Source organism: Longimicrobium sp., assembly GCF_036388275.1.
In the GTDB taxonomy this organism is placed as follows: Bacteria; Gemmatimonadota; Gemmatimonadetes; order Longimicrobiales; family Longimicrobiaceae; genus Longimicrobium.
The window spans coordinates 64,209-84,574 of sequence record NZ_DASVSF010000091.1 but is presented as its reverse complement, the minus strand read 5'-3'; the positions used below and the strand labels follow the sequence as shown (position 1 = coordinate 84,574).

Genomic DNA, 20,366 nt, shown 5'->3' with positions numbered 1-20,366 from the left:
TGTGTTAAGCGCGCCGCCAGCGTTCGTCCTGAGCCAGGATCAAACTCTCCATGAGAATTCAAACAGCTCTTCGTGAACGAAACACTAGACTTCTTCAAGTCTTTGCTTCCGTTCGGAATTTCACGTTCTTGTCCCGTGTTTTTGTGTGGAGGCGAAGGACGTGTTGCCCTCGACTAACACCACCACGGGGCGCTCGTTACAAAAGCACTCCCAAGACCCAGGTTTTCAAAACCATCGCGCGAGCCACTGGCCCGCTCCTTCAATTCGCATCCGGCCAGTTTCACCCGGCCGCCGCGTTCAGTCCTTCAATCTACCACCCTTGAACCTCTCGGTCAAGGGGTGGGCGGCGATGACTTTCTCGTCTTTCGCTCGCCAGACTATCTTGCAACGCCTTCAATCTACTGGACTTCGGGCGCTTGGTCAAGGGAGGTTTTTCCGAATTTCTCCACTTCGGCCGATCCGACGCCGTTTCCGGCGACAGCCCTAGATTATATCAGCTTCTCCAACCCCCGTCAACCCCGGTCCGAAACACCACGAAACCACCTTGGTTTCTGCTACAGTTGGTTCCGAAGGGGGCGCCAAGTATAAACGGCCGTTCCCGTCGAGTCAACCCCCGTGTTCGGCGGCTGTGCTGGACGGCGGCGGCGGGGGCGCGTACTGTCATCCGCGTGAAGGCGGACAGCCGAGAGCATCCAGGCAACGGGGAGAATGACGGGAGACACGTATCCGGCGGCGCGGATCGTAGCCGGCGCGGTGGAGCAGTACTTCGCCCAGTGCCGGGCAGCGATGCCGGGATTCCCGGAGATTGCGCCCGCGCCGGACGGACAGACGATCGAGCAGATCGCCACGACCGGGTTCTGGGCCAGCCTGCGCCAGGAAGAAGGGCGCTCGCCAAAAATTTCGCTCGCATGGGTTCCCCCGGAGCAGGCGGGGCACCCGCTGCGGTTCGCGCGGCCCTTTCCGCTGGAGCCCGGCCTGCTGGCCAGGCTTGCGCCGGCGGTGGAGCGCCCGGGCATTCACCTGGGCGTGTGGGAGCACGGCGGCGAGCTGTACGTCTGGGGCACCACGCGATCCATCCCCCCCGCCTGCTTCGTGCTGGAAGTGGTGCAGCCCGGGCTTCTCGTCATCAAGCGGCGCCGCGCCCGGGAGGACGGCAAGTTCGCCAACGTGGCCGTGCTGCACGGCGACCAGGTGAAGATGGTGGACGAACGCGGGGGCGACCTGCCCGCGGGGATGCTCAACACGTCGCCGCTGCTGGCGTTCGCCTCTACGCGGTCGTGGACGGACTCGGTGAACGTCGTGGTGCAGCTTGCGCTTTCCATGCGCACGCACGGACACGGCGGGTCGCTGCTGATCGTGCCGCGAGATTCAGATGAGTGGCGCAGGTCCATCGTCCACCCGATCAACTACCCCGCCGAGCCCGCGTTCACGGGACTGTCGTCGCTGGCGGCGTTGGAGCCGGACGAGGAGGACCGCGCGGAGTGGATGGACGCGGTGCGCCGGGCGGTGGACCAGGTGGCCGGGCTTACCGCGGTGGATGGCGCCACCATCATCGACGACCGCTACGACCTGCTGGCGTTCGGAGCCAAGATCGCGCGGTCGCGGGGAAGCGCGCCCGTGGAGCGCGTGGTGGTAATGGAGCCAGTGGTGGGCGCGCGCCCCGCCGTGGTCGAGGTGTCGGAACTGGGGGGAACGCGCCACCTGTCCGCGGCCCAGTTCGTCCGGGACCAGCCGGACGCGCTCGCGCTGGTGGCCTCGCAGGACGGCCGCTTCACGGTGTTCTACCGGCCGCCGGGGCAGGACACCGTCCATGCGCACCGAGTGGAGACCCTCCTTCTCTGATCCGGCAACGAAAACGAGGGCCCGGGGATAGATCCCTGAGCCCTCTCCATGTCGTGCCTCCGCGCCCGACCGTCTAGCGCCCGCGCTTCGGCGGCTCGGGCGGCCAGATCCGGAGCGGTTTTCCATCACCCACGATGGGCAGGTTCTGCAGGGCTCCTTCCACGCGCGACTCCTCGGCCGAGGGCGCGCCGACCTGCTCACCTGCGGCCACGGGGACGGGCTCTGTGACGCCGCCCGGCTCATCAGCGGTCACTCGAACCGGCGCAGCGGCGGGGACCGGGACCCCGGCGGCGACCTCGGCTGATGTCGCGGAGGCGACGGCAGCTGGCTGCACGACGGTGACCGGCTGCGCGCGGACGGCGGAGATCACGCGCAGCATGGCTTCGGCGGCCTGGCTCTGCTGCGCCTGGCCGGCCCGGATCACCTGCTGGCTGGCGTGGATCGCCTCGACCAGCGGCGCGAGCGCGGCCCGGATCACGTCGGGTAGCTCGTCCGGCAGGCGCACCGGCTCCGGCGCGGGCGCGGGCGGCGGCTCGGGGGCCGGGGTCGACACGGCCGCGCCCAAGGCCTGCAATCCGCCCGCGATGTCCGCCAGCTGCGCGACCACGCGGCCGCCCACATCGGCGTCGTCGCTGCCCATGGCCTTGTTGCGCAGGAAGTCGCGCTTGATCTGCTCCCACCGCGCGGCTTCGTCCGAGGTGAGCACGCCGCGCAGCTCCTTGAGCTTCAGCAGGTTCTCTTCGGCGCCGGTCGTGAGCAGCTGCGCCTCGCCCTGGTAGTGGTCGGCGATCAACTGCTGCAGCTCGGCGTCGTTCATCACCGGCGAAATCTTCTCCGCCAGCTTGTTCATGTTGCGGTAGCTGCCCTGCAGCTTGAACGCCGGCTCGGTGCGGTACCGATCCGCCTGCGCGGCGCTGGCGATGTACTGCTGGTTGACGCGGTACACCACGTCGCGCGCCTTGATGATGCGCTTGAGCGTTTCGACGATCTCGTTGATCTCCGCCGCGCCGTACGCATGGCTGAGCCCGTTGGTGGAGACGTCGAGCCCCTTCGCGCGGTCGGCGAACAGGTACAGGTCCGCCATCTCGCGCGTGGCGAGCGGCGCCAGCACCGGGTTGGAAGTCAGTGAGTTCTCGATGTAGCTGAGCGTGAACGCGTCTTCCATCCCCCCGAGCACATCGCCCAGGTTGTAGATGTCGGCGCGGTTGGCGAGCATGTCGGGGATCTTGAAGACCTCGCCCGACTCGGTGTACGGGTTGCCCGCCATCACCACGCAGAACTTCTTGCCGCGCAGGTCGTACGTCTTCGTCCCCCCCCGCCACACGCCCTCGATGCGCCGCGTGCCGTCGCAGAGGGAGATGAACTTCTGCAGGAACTCGGGGTGCGTGTGCTGGATGTCGTCGACGTACAGCATCACGTTGTTCCCCATCTCCAGCGACAGCCCCAGCTTTTCCAACTCCTGCCGCGAGGTGGCGTCGGGCGCCTGCGCCGGGTCCAGCGAGCGCACCTCGTGGCCCACCGCGGGGCCGTTCACCTTGACGAAGACCAGCCCCAGCCGGTGCGCCACGTATTCCATCAGCGTGGTCTTTCCGTACCCCGGGGGCGAGATCATCATCAGCAGGCCCATCAGGTCGCTGCGCTTGGCCTCGCCCACGGTGCCGATCTGCTTGGCGAGGTTGTCGCCGATGATGGGGAGGTACGTGTCGTTGATCAGCTTGTTGCGCACGAACGACGTCAGCGGGCGCGCACGCAACTCGCCCAGGCGCAGCGCATCGCGCTCGCGTGTGGCGATCTCCTGGCGGATGGCCTGGTAGCGGCGGTAGCCGGGGAGAAAGCGGTCGCGATGGTCCCGCAGGCGGCCCAGGAACTCGTCGATGGCCAGCGTCAGGCGGCCCCCATCGATGCGCGGATGCTCGCCCAGCAGCCCCTCGACCGTGGCCAGCGGCTGTGCGTGGTTCGGCCGGCGCTGCAGCTGGTTGCGGGTAAGGATGAGCGCCGCCGCCTCGGGCACGTAGCGCGCGAACGGGGCGAGTGTGGCGTCCGTGCACAGCGCCTGCAGCCAGTGCAGCGCGTGCTCGTGCCGCGCGGCCGGACGGTCCTGCAACTGCTCCAGCATCTGCCCGAAGGCGGTGCGGAGATCGGCGTCCGCCAGCCGCGACAGGAGCGCGTCCGCCAGCTCGCGGGCGGGGAGCGAAAGGATCAGCCCCTCGTGCCCGCCGGCCAGCTCGTCGAACAGGTACGATGCGGCATCCGCAGCCACGGCGGCGGTGAACGGCAGGGCGTTGACCTCGGCGAAGGCGCGAAGGCGATCGGCCATCTGCGCCCGGAGCGCGTCCGCGGCGGACCGGGAGCCGAACAGGCCCTGCATCGCCTTGGCACTGGCGACGCCCGCCTTCCACTCCCGCGCGTCCTCGTCCCCCTGCGCGGCCGCCCAGAAGAGCGCGGCGAGCGCGCGGGGCTCGGGCGCGTGCACCAGCTCGCCCGCGGCCTCCAGCTGGGCCAGGGCGGTGCGCAGGATCAGCGTGGCGTCGTGGTCGTGAATGCCGCGCTGGTAGCCGTCGCGGTAGCGCGGCGCGGCGAAGTCGACCACCGTCTTGCCCAGCGCGTCGCCCTCCGCGGCGTGCTTCCGCAGCAGCTCCATCGAAAGCCCCTCCGCGCCGGCCTGGGCCGCGGCCAGCACCTCGCCGGCCAGGTACTCGCCGCGGTAGAGCGGGGGGGATTCCGACTCCAGCGACACCTGCCAGTAGTCGCGCAGGGCGGCCAACTCCTCGCTGTGGATGGGCTCCATGAAGTCGGTGCCCGTAAGGTGCACCGCCAGCTCGCCGCCGCGCGGCAGGATCGTGAGGTCCAGCGGCTGCGTGCTGACGCTGAAGCGGTGGCGCCCCAGCTTGATGACGTTTCCGCCGCCCTCGAACAGGTCGGTGCGGTCGCGCAGCGCGCGGACGGCGCCGTCGCGGGCGCTCTTGATGCGCGCCTCGACGTCGTCGGCCTTCACGGGGTCCTTCAGCGCGCGCAGCCGCTCGGCCAGCTCGCGCACCTTCAGGATCAGCGGGTCGCCCGCGAAGAAGGCGTTCAGCTCGTCGGCCGTGGCGAACTTCTCCGTGCGGCGCCCCAGCCCCTCGACGATGCGGTTGGCGGCCTCGAGCACCGACTGCGCCTTGCGCTGGCGATCATCCAGCAGCGCCTGGCGGTGGGCGTCGAACGTCTCCAGCAACTCCTCGCGCTTGGCCAGGATGTCGCCCAGGAACTGCTCGTGCTCGCCGAACTGGCTCTCGATCTCCTCCAGCTGCACCATCAGCCGCGAGAGCTGTTCATCCGCCCGTTCGGGGTCCGTCGCCAGCCCCAGCGCGCTCGCGACGCTCTGCCCGAAGAGGGAGAACTGCGCCCCGAACTGGGCGACGGCCTCTGCCGAGCCCAGGGTCTTGCGGCGCTGCGCGGCGCGGGCGCGGGCCTGGTTGAGCCCCGCGTAGATGGTGGAGATGGCGTCGACCACCCGCGTGCGCTGCACGGCGTCGTCCACCTTGAGCGTCGCCATCAGCTCCGACAGCATGTCGAGGTCGGCCGACATGCCTTCCAGCGCCGCCACCGCCTCGCCAATTCCCTTGGCCGTCTCGGCCTTCTGCGCTTCGGCATCCAGCACCGCCAGGCGCTCGGAGAAGGGCGCCAGCGCCTTGTCGCCGGCCAGGAACTCGCCCGTGGCCGCACCGACGCGCTCGTGCTGAACCTGCAGCTCGGCGCCCATCGTGTCGATGGCGGCGGTGTCGACGTAGCGCAGCTCGCGGATGGTGAGCAGGCGTCCGCGCTGGCGGGTGATGTCGTTGAGCGCGTCGACGAACTCCTGGACCTGCTTCCAGTCTTCGGGGACGAGGCGAGCAAGGAGCGCGGCATGCTCGTCCCGCGCCTGCGCGATCGCCGCCTCGGACTGGCGGCGGATCCCCTCCACCTTTTCGAACTCGTCGAGCACCGACTCGCTGGTGGCGGCGATCTCGTGCAGCACGGCGCCGGCGCCCCGGCTGTCGGCGGCGTCCAGCCAGTGGTGCGCGTCGAACAGGCGGCGGGTGTTGCGGGTGAGCAGCCGGTAGCGCTGCACCGACACTTCCGGGCTCTCGATCTCCCGAGCCAGCTCGAACAGGCTGGAGATGCCCCGCACCAGCTCGGCGTTGCCCAGGCGGCCCATGAAGGTGGCGCCGGGGGGACGGGTGGCGGCGTGCTCGTCGGAGACGAACGGCGACTGCCAGATCTGCATGGGGTGCACGCGCGTGGGCTCTTCGCCCTCGGCGTGGAACAGCACCATGCGCCCGTCGCCCAGCACGGCGTGGCCGTGCCCGAACAGCGGGTTCTGCAGCTTGCGCTGGATGAGGTTGTACACGAAGAGCGCCGACTTGCCGGCCTCGTGCTCGTAGAAGACGTACATGACGTCTTCGCCGTTGGGCGAGCGGATGGCGCGCTGGAACCGCATGCCGTCCATCCGCGCGTCAAACGCCTTGTGCTCGCCGTTCTGCAGGTAGTAGCCGCCCGGAAAGATGATCCCGTGGTCCTCGGGCAGCTGCACGCACGCCTGCACGATGGCGTCTACGCGGTCGATGCGTCCGCTGATGGTGTTGTAGACGAAGCCGCGCCACGTGGTTTCGCGGTACGGCAGCACCTTCAGCAGCACCAGCGATCCAACGCGGGCGAAGTCGAAGGTGGCGTCGTCCAGCGACTGCGTCTTTTCATCCACCGGCTCGCTGTGGATGCCCTGCCCCGACTCGGTGTTGTTCTCGACCTTGATGGTCAGGTCGCCGCCCGTGGTTTCCACGAACAGCGTGTCGAGCACGTTCAGGTGGGGAAAGCGGCCGGTGACGGTGTGCTCGCGCCCCGCCCGCGTCCACTCGAAGTCGAACGGCGGGGGAAACGTGAGGTCGCGGTCGCCGCGGGCGTCCAGGTAGGTGACGTCGCCACGGGGCGAGACGGCCCAGCGGAAGACGCGCACGTCGGTGCTGCGCTCGCCGATCTGGAAGGCGGCCAGCAGCTTGCCGCCGGCCACGTCCAGCTGCAGCAGCCGCGCGTTCTTGTAGTACGCGTACAGCTCGTCGAAGTCGCGGATGAACGCGGGATCGCCCAGGAAGCTGCCGGCCAGCGCCACGCCCTCCACGTCGAACCCGTCCGCGCCCTCCACCAGCCGGTAGAGGCCGAAGACGTCTTCCACCCGGGTGGTGGTCTTCAGCCCGAGGAAGACGTTGTAGCCGAACAGCAGCAGGCCGCCGACGGGTACGATGTCGCGGCCGATGCAGTTGTTTTCGGTGTGGATGCGAAGGCGCCCGATCACCTCCAGCCGGCTGTCCCCGAACTCCGCCAGCCGCTGCTCGTTGAGCGCGCCGGCGATGTCCCGCAGCCGGGCGCCCTGCTCGGTCAGCCGGCGGCGCAGCACCTCGTACGCGCCGCCCTCCGCCACCGCCTGGTCCACGGTGGTCTCGGCGGAGCCGGCGGCGGGCTTCATCACGCCCGGGGACTGGTCGGTCATGCTGCGCTTACCTGGATCGTGATGTGGATGACCCGGGGCGGATTTGGCCCCGGCACTTCCTGCTGAACAGCGGCCTCACGGAAGCATGGTGAGCGAGGAGGCGTTTCGAGATCGGCCGTGCAATCCCCGGCTGCCCTCTCCCCCCGGCCCCCTCTCCCGCAAGCGAGAGAGGGGGAGAACTACACCAGGCCCGGTCGCGCCACACGGCCGAACACGCGCCACGGCAAGCCAGTCTGCGAAGGCAGACTTCGTGTGGTCGTTGCAGCGAATTCATTCGCCCGTGCCCGCGGCGGCGGCGGGGCGTTTCGAGAACGGCCGTGCAGTCCCCGGCTGCCCTCTCCCCCCGGCCCCCTCTCCCGCGAGCGGGAGAGGGGGAGAACTGCACCGTTAGACCGCCGACTCGGCCTTGGGCGCCACCACCTGGTCGAACACCTCGGGGGTGATGGGCACGCTCAGCCGCTCGCGGGGCTCGGGGCGCGCCACGCCCAGGAAGCGCTCCATCAGGTCCTGCACGATGGGGCTCTTGCCCGCGAAGCCCTCGATGGACTTGCCCAGCGTCAGCGCCTTGGAAAGCGACTCGAACATGCCGCCGTCGCCGCCCACCAGGTCGATGTTCGCGTTGCGCAGCGCCGAGGCGATGACCTCCGCGTTCTCCTTGCTGACGTCCTTGCCCGCGGCGATCGCGGCCATGGCCTGGTCGAAGTGCGCTTCCAGCGTCATGCGGAACTCCTCGTGCGTGCGCGCACGGTCGCTCAGCCCGTCGATGGCCTCGAACTTCTTGGTCAGCCCCTCGGCCTCGGCGGTGAGCTTGCGGGCCGTGACGGTGGCCTCGGCCAGCCCCACCGACTCCACGGCGGACGCCCGGGCCTGCCCCAGCCGCGTTTCGCCATCCGCCTCAGCGCCCATCCGCTCGCCCAGCACGCGGGCCTCGGCGGCGCCCTGCTTGTACGCGGCGTCGGCCTTGGCTTCCATCACCCGCGCCTCGGCGGCGCCCACCTTCTCGATCGCCGTAGCCTCGGCCTCGCGGACGGCGGCCTCGGCCAGGCCGGGCGCGGCCATCTCTACCTGGATGGCCCCGGCCAGCAGGCGCTTGGCGTCGGCGTCGCGCGACGCGGCGTCCAGCCGGGCCTGCGCCATGGTGGTCAGCTCCAGCGCGCGGTGGCGGGCGGCGGCCTCGGAAGCCTCGGCATCCTTGACGGCGCGCACGGCGGCTTCCTGCGCCGCGGCCTCGGCGCCGAGGACGCGCGCCTGCTTCTCGCGCTCGGCCTCGGAAACCACGCGCACTTCCTTGATGCGCTCTTCCTCGATCGTGACCGTCTTGTCGATGGCGATGCGCTCGCGGGTGATGTTGGCGACGTCCTTCTTGCCCACCTCGACCACCTTGTCGCGCTCCACCCCCTGCAGCTGCACCTCGCGGTCGGTGGTCACCTCTTCCAGGGCACGGGCGCGGGCCACGCGCTCTACCTCGATGGCGACGGCGCGCTGGCGGTTCTGCCCGGCGACTTCCACCTCGCGCTGCACGTTCTGCTCGCGGATCTGGATCTTCTCATCGGACTCCAGCCGTGCCTGCTCGGCGATCAGCCGCTGTTCCTCGCGCACGCGGGTGGTCTCGGCGGCCTCGCGCGCCTGGATCGTCTCGATCTCGCGCTTCTGGCGCGCCTCGGCCTCGGCCTGCTGGCGCTCCAGGGCCAGGGTGGCTTCGCGGGACTCGACGTTCTTCTTGGTGATGGCGAGCTTTTCGTTCTGCTCCAGCTCGTTCGTCACCACGTTCTGCATGGCGGTGCGCTCGGTGATCTTCCGGATGCCTTCGGCGTCCAGGATGTTGTTGTGGTCCAGCAGGTGCTTGGGCGTCTGCTCCAGGTAGTCGATGGCCACGTCCTCGAGCACGTAGCCGTTCAGGTCGTTGCCGATGACCTTGACGATTTCGTCGCGGAACTCCTGGCGCTTCTCGAACAGCTCGGTGAACTCGAACTTCTTGCCCACCGTCTTGAGCGCCTCGGAGAACTTGGCGTTGAACAGCTCGTCCACGGCCTCGCGGTCCGACGCGCGGCTGGCCCCGATGGCCTTGGCCACGCGCAGCACGTCGGCCTGCGTTTCGTTGACGCGCAGGTAGAAGGCGACGGTGATGTCGGCCCGCATGTTGTCCTTGCAGATCAGCCCTTCCTTGCCGCGGCGGTCCACCTGCAGGGTGATCAGGCTCACCCGCATCAGCTCGGCCTTGTAGAGGACGGGAATGATCAGGCTGCCGGTGAAGCGCACCTTGGGCTGGGAGCTCATGTCGTTGATGATGAGCGCCGTTCCCTGCTCCACCTTCATGTAGAAGGCCTTGAACAGGGCGAAGGTGCCCAGCAGCATCAACAGCAGGATGCCGGCGCCGAGGGCGAACGGCAGAAGGAGGGACATGCTCATCTGGACCTTTCTGAAGGGTTGGGTTGCTTACTGGCCAAGGAACTGCTGCTCCGACACCACGCGATAGGCGTTCTGCGACTCGATGTACTCGATGAGCACGATGCGGTCGCCGCGCTGGAGCTGGTTGGGATCTTCGTGGCGCACCTGCAAAATCAGCCCGGCGCCGCCGTCGTCCACCGACGCCTGCCCGTAGTCCCCGGACAGCGTGGGGGTGACGACCACCGCCGACGTTCCCACCAGCGAGCGCTCCATGGGGCGCATCTTCGCGAGCGCGCGGCGCACCGGGCGCAGCACGATGGAGGTAACGGCCATGGCGGGAACGAGCATGCCCACCAGCGTGCCGATGCCGGCGACGGTCCGCACGGCATCCGGCAGGTCGCCCAGGATCAGCAAGTGAACGAAGTACGCCCCCAGCCACGCCGTGAAGACCAGGGTGGTGGCCACCACCGTGAAGGGCACCCCGCCCAGCCCCAGCTTCGAGAGCATCGCCGCCGCGGCCCCCGCGTCGGGCGCGTCGCCGTCGCCCACCAGCCCGTCGACGGAATCGCCGTCGGCCAGGCCCGTGACCGCAAGCACCCAGTAAAGGGTGATGACGGCCAGCAGCATGCTGTAGACGATGGTGGGAAAGCCGAGGGCGGTGTGCAGGAACTCGTTCACGGTGGTTGCGGTCCGCGTTCGTTCGGGGTGACGAAGCCGCCTGGCGGCTTCCCCAAGTTCAACGGAGGAACGGGCTTCGGAGTTTCGAGCGGGAGGGGCGACCGCGCGGAAGGGCGACATCACCGCGACGAGGCCGTGTTTCCTGCAACGGCGGATCAGATGTTTGGAACCTAAACGTGCGGACCTGATTGCGTCAACTCTTAACCCTCTATCGTCAGATACGAGGCGGGGGATGATGGCTGCGGATTGCTTGCAGGAGACGGAGAACATCGCCTACCTTCCAGCGACCCTCGTCCCCGCACGTCATCCCCCGTCACCATCAACCGGACCGCACGCATGACTCGTTTCCGCTGGGCACTCGTCCTCGCCGTCGTCCTGTGTTCCGCGCCGCTTCACGCGCAGGATACGGAAGAGGATGCGCCGGAACCGGCTCCACGCGGCCGGGCGGCGCAACTGGCCTCGCTTGGCCTTCGCTACGGGGCCCCGCTCGGCCTCTCCGCCTACACCGGCGTCATCATCGCCCCGCGCGGCCCCGACTTCATCCAGGGGCCATCGATCCTCGGAGAGGTGGGGCAGGATGGCATGCGGCTGTCGGTGGGCATGTCGTCCGTAAGCCTCGGGGGATCGTATCGCGCGCAGGTGAGCCTCCTCCGCACGTGGGACCCTCACGGCGACATCGAGCCGGGCCAGACGTACGTGGGGCCGGAAGTCAGCGCGGGACTGATCCTGGGAATCACCATCGGCCACTACTGGCGGATCAGCGACGGCGGCGGCCCGGCGAGGATCTTCGCGATCGGCTCGTTCCTCGGGGTCTGAGACGCGGCAGTGATGGGTCATACAGAGACCGAGCTCAATCCGTCATCCAGAGGCCGGGGCGCACTGAACTGGCCCACGGTGCATCCCATGCCGGGCCGTGGGATCTTGCCGCGGAAGCCACTTCGCCCGGGCGCGGCAGCAACACGGAACCCTGGGCCTCGGTCCTGGTCCTCGCCTGGGGGTTCGGCCCAAGCCTCCCCGGGCGAATGAATTCGCTGCAACGACCACACGATGTCCACCTTCGTGGACTGCCTGCCGCCGTGTTTGTTGTCGCCTGTGGCGCGCCCTTGCTGTGGCGTGCCTGCCGCTCTCAATCCGGGGCCCGCAACGGCCATCTGTCATCCAGAGGCCCGAGCACACTTGACCGGCCCGCAGCCCATACCATGCAGGGCCGTGGGATCTTGCCGCGGGAGCGACTTCGCCCGGGCGCGGCAGCGACACGGAACCCTGAGCCTCGGTCCTGGTCCTCGCCTGGGGGTCCGACCCAAGCCTCCCCGGGCGAATGAATTCGTTCCCATCCGGAAACGTGGAGACGGAGTCGGAGAGCCGGAAAAGCGGACGAATAAAACAGGCGCACCCGGGTGTGTTGAATCTCGCGCGAAAGGAGTAGGTTTGGCTTTGCCGAACACAAACCACTCTTCACGGAGCACACCCGGATGCGCCGTCAGGTCGAGCAGCTCACGCTGTGTGGTCCCGCAGTCGATCACCAGCGGGCACGCGTCATGGATCAGATCGCCCGGATCCTCAGTGGGAAACCTGAAATCGCGGCGCTGATCGAGCAAGACCTGCTGCGGGGGCTGAGCAGTCCGGAGACGGGGGCACGCGGGATGACGGCCGAGCAGGTGCTGCGGGCGCTCATCATCAAGCAGATGAACGAGCTGAGCTATGACGAGCTGGCGTTCACGCTGGTTGATTCGCGGACGTATCGCGGCTTCTGCGGCTATGGCCCCCTGGATGCCGTGCCGGCCCGGTCGACGCTGCAGGAGAACCTGAAGAAGCTTCGCCCCACGACGCTGGAGCGAGTGAACGGTGTCATCCTGGGCTTCGCGGCGCAGGAGAAGATCGAGAAAGGCCGCAAGGCGCGCATCGACAGCACGGTGGTGGAGTCGAACATCCACGTGCCGAGCGACTCTGCCCTGCTGTACGACGGGGTGCGGGTACTGTCGCGGCTGCTTGCGCGGGTACAGAAGGCCTGCGGCTTCAGCGGGTGGCGCAACCACACGCCGTCGGCGAAGGCACGCATGCGGGAGATCCACTCGACGCGAAGCGGGAAGAAGCAGCAGGCCTCCTACGAAAAGCTCCTCGAGGTGGCGCGCAGGACGAGCGGCTACACGCGGACGGCGCTGTTCGCCTTGCGTGCGGTGGAGGCGAAGCGCCGTCCCGCACGGCTGCGAAAGGCGCTGAGCGGCTATCGCGAGCTTCTGGAGCGGGTGATCGAGCAGACGGAGCGGCGCGTGATCCGTGGCGAGAAGGTGCCGGCGGCCGAGCGCGTCGTGTCGCTGTTCGAGCCGCACGCGGACGTGATCGTGAAGGACCACAAGAAGGTTTACTACGGACACAAGGTGAACCTGTGCGGTGGGGTGTCGGGCTTGATCCTGGACTGCGTGATCGAGAAGGGCAATCCGAACGACGCCACACGGGCGGTGCCGATGCTGAAGCGGCAAAAGGCGATCTACGGCGCGGTGCCGCGCCAGGTGGCGCTCGACGGGAACTACGCATCGCAGGAAAACCTGTGCGAGGCGAAGCAGTTGGGCGTGGAGGACGTCTGCTTTACACGCCGCCGCGGGATGGAGGTGGAGGAGATGGCGAGCAGCCCAAGGATCTACCGGCTGCTGAAGCGTTTCCGCGCCGGCGTGGAGGCGACGATCTCGTACCTGAAGCGGGTATTTGGCCTGAGGCGCTGCACCTGGCGTGGTGAGATGTCGTTCCACAGCTACGTCTGGAGCAGTGTCATCACGGCCAACCTGGTGATCCTCGCCCGCCACATGCTCAAGTAGCCGCGGGAGCCTCTCCTGGGAGAGGTGTGTCCTGGAAGGCCGAAGTGCTCTGTCCGTGGCGCAGACGGAGCGAAAAACGAAGGCAGAACGATCGGCACTGGTATGAATCCTCTGCCAACGATGCACTCGAGCGGACACTGACCCGGGCAAAAAGCCCTGTTTCCGGATGCGAACGAATTCGCTGCAACGACCACACGATGTCCACCTTCGTGGACTGCCTGCCGCGGTGTTTGTTGTCGCCTGCGGCGCGCCCTTGCTGTGGCGTGCCTGCCGCTCTCAATCCGGGACCCGCAACGGCCATCTGTCATCCAGAGGCCCGAGCGCACTGAACTGGCCCACAGTGCATCCCATGCAGGGCCGTGGGATCTTGCCGCGGAAGCGACTTTGCCCGGGCGCGGCAGCGACACGGAACCCTGAGCCTCGGTCCTGGTCCTCGCCTGGGGATTGGCCCAAGCCTCCCCGGGCGAATGAATTTGAATTCGCTGCAACGACCACACGATGTCCACCTTCGTGGACTCGCCTGCTGTCGTGTGGCTGCGATGATGGCGCGCGCCCCGGCCTCTCGTCCCAGTCGAGTGCTGCTTTTTTAGTCGATCGCACCATGCTCAAGCCGAGCGCAAATCTGTCATCCAGAGCAACGGCCGAGGGTTGATCCGGGCCGTCGCCCGAATACGCTGACGGGGAGCAGGCCACGACGGCCTGCTCCCCGTCTTTTGTATCTCCGGGCGAGTTCAGCGCGATGCCCGCTCGGTTTCTAGCCGGGTACGCAGCCGCTCGCGCCCTGTTGCCGCGTACCGCTTGCAGGCGTTCCGATCCACCAGCGGCTGGCTTCCGGCGAGGCGCTCGAACAGTGAGGAGCCACTGGGGTGCGGGGTGATGAGGATGTCGCAGGACAGCGCCTCCAGCGTGCGGAAGCCGCGCTCGAAGTCAGCCACGGCGCCGGGATACGCGGGGCTGTCCGTGAACCGGAAGCCGTCCGCCGAGATCGGGGAGTGACTGTCGGCGTAGACGACGTCCACGCACTGCGCGCCCTCGCACGACTTCCATGTCCACGTGGTGCCGCCCTGCGTATGCCCGGGCGTCAGGTGCGCCGTAAGGGCGAGCGGGCCCACTCGGAGGGTTTCGCCGTCCGCGAAGCGCCGCACGTTCCGCACAGGGGGGAAGTCCAGCAGCTCGCCGTGCTGGGGATCGCCCACTTCCGATTTTCCCCGCTCCAGGACGCCCGCGCTGGCAACGCTCGCCGCCATCGGCGCACCCGATGCCACCTGCAGCGCCGCCAGCCCGCCCGCGTGGTCGTAGTGCACGTGCGAGTTGAGGATGAGCCGAACGTCGCGAACGTCGAAGCCCAGCGCGCGGATGTTGGCTAGGATCAGCGGCGCGGAATTGGGGAGCGCACCGTCGATGAGCACGTGGCCCTCGGGCGAGGTCACTAGGATCGCCGAGAGGCCGTTCGTGCCGATGTAGTAGGTGTTCCCGTGGATCTTCACCGGCGCGTGGGGTTCGTTCCACGCGGCGCAGGTGGGGCAGAGCGCCGCGGGATACGGTTGGGTGCGCGGGTCGGGGGCCTGCGCGCAGGCGCTGGTGCCGGAAAGCGCCAGGAGCGCCGCGCTGGCGGTGAGGGTGCGGACGGAGACGGATCTCATGTTCGCGTCGGGTCAGGGGTCATGGAAAGCGGCCGACCAGCCGGACCGCACGTGGATAGTACTCTCGCGCGCGCTCAACGATTCAGCCAGTACGTGGGCCTGATGACGAACACGTTCTGCGCGCACGCGTCGAACTGCGACGCAGGAAATCGAAAATCCAGTTATATTGCAAACGCAGGACACAAGCCCGTCCACTCCGCGATTCCCCGCTTTCCCTCGCCCTGAAAAGAATTCATGTCCGATCCACGGGCCGCCGTTCCGCGCCGCCGGCGCACGCTGATGCGCTATTTCGTTGCCTGCGCCCTCCTGCCTGCGGCGCTTCTCGCGGCGTGTGATTCCGGCGGTACGACGGACTCGGGAGACCAGGGCATCCCGGCGTCCGTGGCCCTGTCGGCAGCGGAGCGGACAATGGCCGTGGGTGATACGCTCCGGCTCACCGCCACAGTCCGAAACGGCGCTGGCAGCGTCATCTCGGCCCCGGTGTCGTGGGCCAGCTCGGCGCCCGACCGCGTATCGGTGACCGCTCAGGGGCACCTGACCGCGCTGGCCGCCGGCACGGCGACCATCACGGCCACGGCGGGTACGGCGGCCGGGAACGCCGTCATCACCGTATCCGTGCCGGTGAACCCGAACATCCCGGATGCGGTGGTCGTATCGCCCACCCAGCGGACGCTGGCAATCGGCGACACCGCCCACCTGACCGCCACGGTGCGCAACGCGAGCGGACAGGTGATCAACGTTCCGGTTACGTGGAGCACGTCCGCGGCGGACCGCGCCACCGTGAACGCGCAGGGGATCGTAACCGCCGTTGCGGCCGGATCGGCCAACATCGTCGCCACGGCAGGCGGCAAGAGCGCGGCGGTGGCCGTGACGGTATCCGCGGCCCCGCCCCCGCCTCCGCCCCCGGGCCAGACGCTGCTCCTCTTTACGCGCCTTCCGTTCGATCCGGCCCACGTGGGCGGCATCACGCCCCTGGGCACCCTCGGCGGCGGCACACGGGCGAATCCCGAGATCGGCCACCCGTTCGGCAACGAACGCCATTTCGTCTGGCACCGGAATCCGGGGGTGAACTACACGGTCTATGCGCCCGTCACGGCCCGGATCGTGGCGTTCCGGCAATCCACCTCCGACGATTTCCGCGTGGACTTCCTGTTGTACCAGGGGCCGGACGGAAAGCAGGTGACGTCGTACCTGGACCATATCACGGCGCTCGACCCCGCGTTCAGAGCGGCGCTGGAAAGCCGGGTCACGGGCGGGATCCGGGTGACCTCGGCCACCGTTCCGGTGAATCCCGCCCTGGAGGTGACCGCCGGGACCGTGCTGGGCACGACGGGCCAGACCCCCGTGAACTGGGACTGGGGCATCGTGGACGAGCGGACGAATGCCGTCGCTCGTCCCGAAAGCTTCTACTCCGACATCACGAGGAATGCGCGGCCCGTATACGACTACGCGACGCCGCAGGTGCAGGCGCAGCTCCAGGCGCTGAGCGGGCAGTGGAACGCCGGCTCGCAGACGTTTACGCCGCGCGTGGGCGCGCCGCCCATGGGCGAGTTCACCAACGACGTCCCCGGCACGCTCTCGGGCATCTGGTTCCACGACCCCACGAGCGAACCGTATCCACATGCGGTGTCGATCAACCCCTACTCGCTGGACACGTCCAGGCTGCAGATGCTGCTCCAGGTTCCCGGCCTGGATCTGTTCGGGAGGTATACCGACATCCCGGTGGCCGGCACGGGCACGGCGAACCGAAGGCCCACCGAGGTCACGGCCGCCAGCGGAATCGTGTCGTACGTGCTCGTCAACGGCGTGGAGAACGGGGTGCTCTACGCGCGCGTCAACGCAGACGGAACCATCACGCTGGAAGCCGTGCGCGGAGCCGCCGCGCCGAACGCCGCGTTCCAGTTCACGGCCGGTGCGGTGACGCTGCGCAGGTAATGGCCCAGGTGCCGGACGTGGAACCCGGTCCCGAGGGCCGGCTGTAACTTTTCCCGGGCTCCCCCCGTACACCGAAACATGCTGGTGGACGGGGTGGCGCCGGGTGTTTAGTTTCCATCCCGTCCCACCTCCCCTGACCGCGCCCGCTCACACCTTTCCGCAGGAGCCCCGATGCCGACCCTTACGCGTTCCTTCCGCCGCGTGTTTTCACGCGTGCTGGCCGTCGCCGGCCTTTCGCTCGCCGCCGTGGCCGCCGACGTCTCGTCCGCCGCCGCGCAGCCCGAAAAGCTGTTCACCGAGGAAGTTTCCAACTACCGCCTGACCTCGGCCGGGCTGCAGAAGTTCCTCACCGCCACGCGGGCACTGAGCGGGCTGGAAGAGGAAGACCTCGAAATCGAGGAACGGTTCGAGAACATGGACGAGGACGACGTGGACCTCGACCAGATCGCCTCGGCGTTCGACAGCGAGCCACGGGTGAAGAGCGCCATCAACGGCGCCGGGTTCACCAGCCGCGAGTACGTGACGTTCATGTTTTCGATGATCCAGACGATGTTCACGGCCGCGATGCTGGAGATCGGCGGCGAAAACGCGCTGGCGCAGATGGAGAACTCGGTGCTCAAGCAGAACGTTCAGTTCTACCGCGAGCACCAGGCGGAGTTCGAGGCCATGGGCGAGGCCCTGGAAGAGTTGGGCGAGGACGAGGACGAAGAGAACGAAGAAGAGAGCGAAGAGGAAAACTGATCGCCTCCCTTTGCAGGCAGCGAACGAGAGAGCGGCGGCGCGCCCAAGGCGTGCCGCCGCTCTCTTTTGTCATCTCATCCCAGCGTGGATTTCACGACCCGTGGGGCTCACGACGACGGCGGCGGCATGAAGCCGGCGGTGTCCGTGGGCGCGGCGCCGCCCGGAACGATCTGCCCTTCGTCGTCGTTCTGCGCCACCGTCGGGCTCTCGCCCGAACACGCGGCCGCCGACAGCGCGAGCCCGAGGGCCGCGGCGGTGAAGATGCGTCTGGCGTTCATCTCGTCCTCCATCTTGCCTGGTTCCGCTGCCCGTAACTGCCCGGGCGTTCGGCGCGGACGACAGGCATCTTCCATGCCCGCATGCACTTAGAATCGCGGGACGACCCGCCGTCACCCTCCACGCGCTTCTCCCCTCCTCCGTGACCCCCCGTGCCCTCCGTGTGAGGCCGCTTTTCCGAGTCGTACGATGATTGCACAACGCCTCGCTCCCGCCGCCGGAACCACGGACGGAGGCGGCCAGGTGCGTCCATTTGTGCGAGGAGGAGCGGGATGGGATCGACGGAACGGTCGGTGTCGGTGTGGGAGGTCACGCGGGCGCAGCGCACGACCGCGCCCCTGCACGGCGACGCGGAAGCGGACGTGTGCGTGATCGGCGCGGGGATCGCGGGGATGACCACGGCCTACCTGCTGGCCAAGGCGGGGCGGCGGGTGATCGTGCTGGAAAAGGATGCCGTGGGCGCGGGCGAAACGGGGCAGACTACGGCCCACCTTTCCAGCGCGATGGACGACTACTTTCACGTGCTGGAAGGCGTGCACGGCGAGCAGGGCAGCCGCATCGCATTCCAGAGCCACCAGGCCGCCATCGAGCAGATCGGTGCCATCGTGGCCGCCGAGGGCATCGACTGCGACTACGAGCGCGTGGAAGGCTACTACTTCCTGGATCCCAGCAAGTCGGTGGACTTCTTCGAAAAGGAGCGCGACGCCGCCCGCCGCGCCGGCGCCGCGCCGGAGATCGTGGAGCGCATCCCCGGCGTGCCGTTCGACAGCGGCCCCGCGCTGAAATTCCCGAACCTGGGCCAGTTCAACGCGCTGAAGTACCTGTCCGGCCTGGCCGACGCCACGGAGCGGCTGGGCGGGCGCATCCACACCGGTACCCACGTCACCAGCGTGGAGGGCGGCGACCGCGTCACGGTGACGGGCGAGGGGTTCAGCGTAACGGCGGGTGCCGCGGTGGTGTGCACCAATCCGCCCATCCACGACCGTTTTGCCCCGCACAGCAAGCAGGCGCCCTACCGCACCTACGTGGTGGCGGCCCGCGTGCCCGCCGGCTCCATTGCCCACGGCCTGTACTGGGACACGCTGGAGGCCTACCACTACGTGCGCCTGGCACCGGCCGAGGGAGACCCGGCCCACGAGTGGCTGATCGTGGGCGGCGAAGACCACAAGCAGGCGCACGAGGACGATACGCACGACGAGCACTGGGCCAACCTGGAAGAGTGGACCCGCGAGCGGTTCCCCATGGCGCAGTCGTTCGAACTGCGGTGGAGCGGAATGGTGATGGAGCCGGCGGATTACATGGGCTTCATCGGCCGCGACCCGGGCGGGCGCCAGAACGTGTACATCACCACCGGCGACTCCGGCCAGGGGATGACGCACGGCACCATCGGCGGAATGCTGAACGCCGACCTGATCCTGGGCCGGCCCAACGAGTGGGAAACGCTGTACGATCCCAAGCGCAAGACGATCTCCAAGGACTCCGTGATGGAGTTCGTGCACGAGAACGTGGACGTGGCGCTGCAGATGACCCGCCACGCCCCCGTGGGCGGCGACGCCAGCTCCGAGGACGAGATCCAGCCGGGGCAGGGCGCCGTCATCCAGCGCGGGCTTCACAAGGTGGCATGCTACCGCGACGAGCAGGGCGGCGTGCACGAGATGTCGGCGGTGTGCACGCACCTGGGGTGCATCGTCCGCTGGAACGGGGCCGAGAGCAGCTGGGACTGTCCCTGCCATGGCTCGCGCTTCGCACCCCTGGGCGAGGTGCTGACGGGACCCGCCATCGGCCCGCTGAAAAAACTGGATGGAGACAAGGAATGAAGCCTCGCGCGGCCCTGCTGGACGTGGACGGCACCCTGATCGACAGCAACGACGCTCATGCGCAGGCGTGGGTGGACGTCTGCGCCGAGTTCGGATACGAAGTGGAGTTCGACCGCGTGCGCCGGATGATCGGCATGGGGGGCGACAAGGTGCTCCCGGAGCTCACCGGCCTTTCGGACGAGGAGGGAAAGGGGGCGGAGATCAAGGAGCGCCGCGGCGAGCTCTTCCGCGAGCGCTTCCTGGGCACGCTCAAGCCGTTTCCGCAGGCCAGGGAGCTGATCCAGCGGATGCGCGACGAGGGGCTGACCATCGTCGTGGCCACGTCGGCCAGCAAGAAGGACATGGGCGGGCTGCTGAAGCAGGCGGGGATCATGGACCTGATCGAGGAGAAGACCTCGTCCAGCGATGCGGAGCACTCCAAGCCCGATCCCGACATCATCGAGGCGGCGGTGGAAGCCGCGGGATGCCCGCCCGGCGAGGCGGTGATGCTGGGCGACACCCCGTACGACGTGACCGCGGCGAAGCGGGCCGGCGTGCGGTGCGTGGCGCTCACCTGCGGCGGGTGGAGCGCGGAAGAGCTGCACGAGGCGGTCGCCGTCTACGCCGACCCGGCCGACCTCCTGGCCCGCTTCGACGAGTCGCCGTTCGCCCGCGGCTGACGGGCGGTCGGTCGGACGACAGAGCCGAGGAGACGCGCGCGCGTTTCCCCGGCTGTTCATCGCCCGGATTG

General features: G+C 68.4%; 12 protein-coding genes. 7 read left to right on the top strand and 5 right to left on the bottom strand.

Going from position 1 to position 20,366, the window contains the following annotated elements; all coding sequences use genetic code 11:
* Positions 1-708 precede the first annotated feature (708 nt).
* A complete protein-coding gene (locus VF632_RS19170; protein WP_331024545.1) occupies positions 709-1,842 on the top strand; it encodes a putative sensor domain DACNV-containing protein in 1,134 nt (377 codons plus the stop codon).
* A 73-nt stretch (positions 1,843-1,915) separates the two neighbouring features.
* Here the strand turns inward: VF632_RS19170 and VF632_RS19165 are convergent, their stop codons facing one another.
* The 3 genes from VF632_RS19165 to VF632_RS19155 all read right to left on the bottom strand — a co-directional run bounded on the left by VF632_RS19165 (position 1,916) and on the right by VF632_RS19155 (position 10,411).
* Complete coding sequence (locus VF632_RS19165; RefSeq protein WP_331024544.1) at positions 1,916-7,345, bottom strand: DNA repair ATPase; 5,430 nt, start codon at positions 7,343-7,345, stop codon at positions 1,916-1,918.
* 387 nt (positions 7,346-7,732) lie between these two features.
* On the bottom strand, positions 7,733-9,754 hold the full coding sequence (locus tag VF632_RS19160) for a hypothetical protein (RefSeq protein ID WP_331024543.1): 2,022 nt from the start codon (positions 9,752-9,754) through the stop codon (positions 7,733-7,735).
* 27 nt (positions 9,755-9,781) lie between these two features.
* Positions 9,782-10,411, bottom strand: a complete 630-nt coding sequence (locus VF632_RS19155; RefSeq protein ID WP_331024542.1) for a hypothetical protein — start codon at positions 10,409-10,411, stop codon at positions 9,782-9,784.
* Positions 10,412-10,747: 336 nt separating this feature from the next.
* Between VF632_RS19155 and VF632_RS19150 the strand changes: the two genes are divergently transcribed.
* Both VF632_RS19150 and VF632_RS19145 read left to right on the top strand, forming a co-directional pair.
* Positions 10,748-11,227 (top strand): hypothetical protein, encoded by a 480-nt coding sequence (locus VF632_RS19150; RefSeq protein ID WP_331024541.1) that lies wholly within the window; start codon positions 10,748-10,750, stop codon positions 11,225-11,227.
* A 722-nt stretch (positions 11,228-11,949) separates the two neighbouring features.
* On the top strand, positions 11,950-13,224 hold the full coding sequence (locus VF632_RS19145; RefSeq protein ID WP_331024540.1) for an ISNCY family transposase: 1,275 nt from the start codon (positions 11,950-11,952) through the stop codon (positions 13,222-13,224).
* Between the two features lie 731 nt (positions 13,225-13,955).
* Here the strand turns inward: VF632_RS19145 and bla are convergent.
* A complete protein-coding gene (gene bla, locus VF632_RS19140) occupies positions 13,956-14,867 on the bottom strand; it encodes a subclass B3 metallo-beta-lactamase (protein ID WP_331024539.1) in 912 nt (303 codons plus the stop codon).
* 234 nt (positions 14,868-15,101) lie between these two features.
* Here bla and VF632_RS19135 point away from each other — a divergent pair, with 234 nt between their 5' ends.
* Both VF632_RS19135 and VF632_RS19130 read left to right on the top strand, forming a co-directional pair.
* Entirely contained in the window at positions 15,102-16,802 is a 1,701-nt protein-coding gene (locus tag VF632_RS19135) for an Ig-like domain-containing protein (protein ID WP_331024538.1), read from the top strand.
* 171 nt (positions 16,803-16,973) lie between these two features.
* The gene (locus VF632_RS19130; RefSeq protein ID WP_331024537.1) at positions 16,974-17,543 is read left to right on the top strand and encodes a hypothetical protein; all 570 of its coding nucleotides are present in this window, start codon (positions 16,974-16,976) and stop codon (positions 17,541-17,543) included.
* Positions 17,544-17,650: 107 nt separating this feature from the next.
* Here the strand turns inward: VF632_RS19130 and VF632_RS19125 are convergent, their stop codons facing one another.
* On the bottom strand, positions 17,651-17,821 hold the full coding sequence (locus tag VF632_RS19125; protein ID WP_331024536.1) for a hypothetical protein: 171 nt from the start codon (positions 17,819-17,821) through the stop codon (positions 17,651-17,653).
* A gap of 270 nt (positions 17,822-18,091) precedes the next feature.
* Between VF632_RS19125 and VF632_RS19120 the strand changes: the two genes are divergently transcribed.
* On the top strand, positions 18,092-19,636 hold the full coding sequence (locus VF632_RS19120) for an FAD-dependent oxidoreductase (protein ID WP_331024535.1): 1,545 nt from the start codon (positions 18,092-18,094) through the stop codon (positions 19,634-19,636).
* Positions 19,633-20,295: an HAD family hydrolase gene (locus VF632_RS19115; protein WP_331024534.1), complete on the top strand. Its 663-nt coding sequence runs from the start codon at positions 19,633-19,635 to the stop codon at positions 20,293-20,295. The genes VF632_RS19120 and VF632_RS19115 overlap by 4 nt, the downstream gene beginning before the upstream one ends.
* Positions 20,296-20,366: the final 71 nt, after the last annotated feature.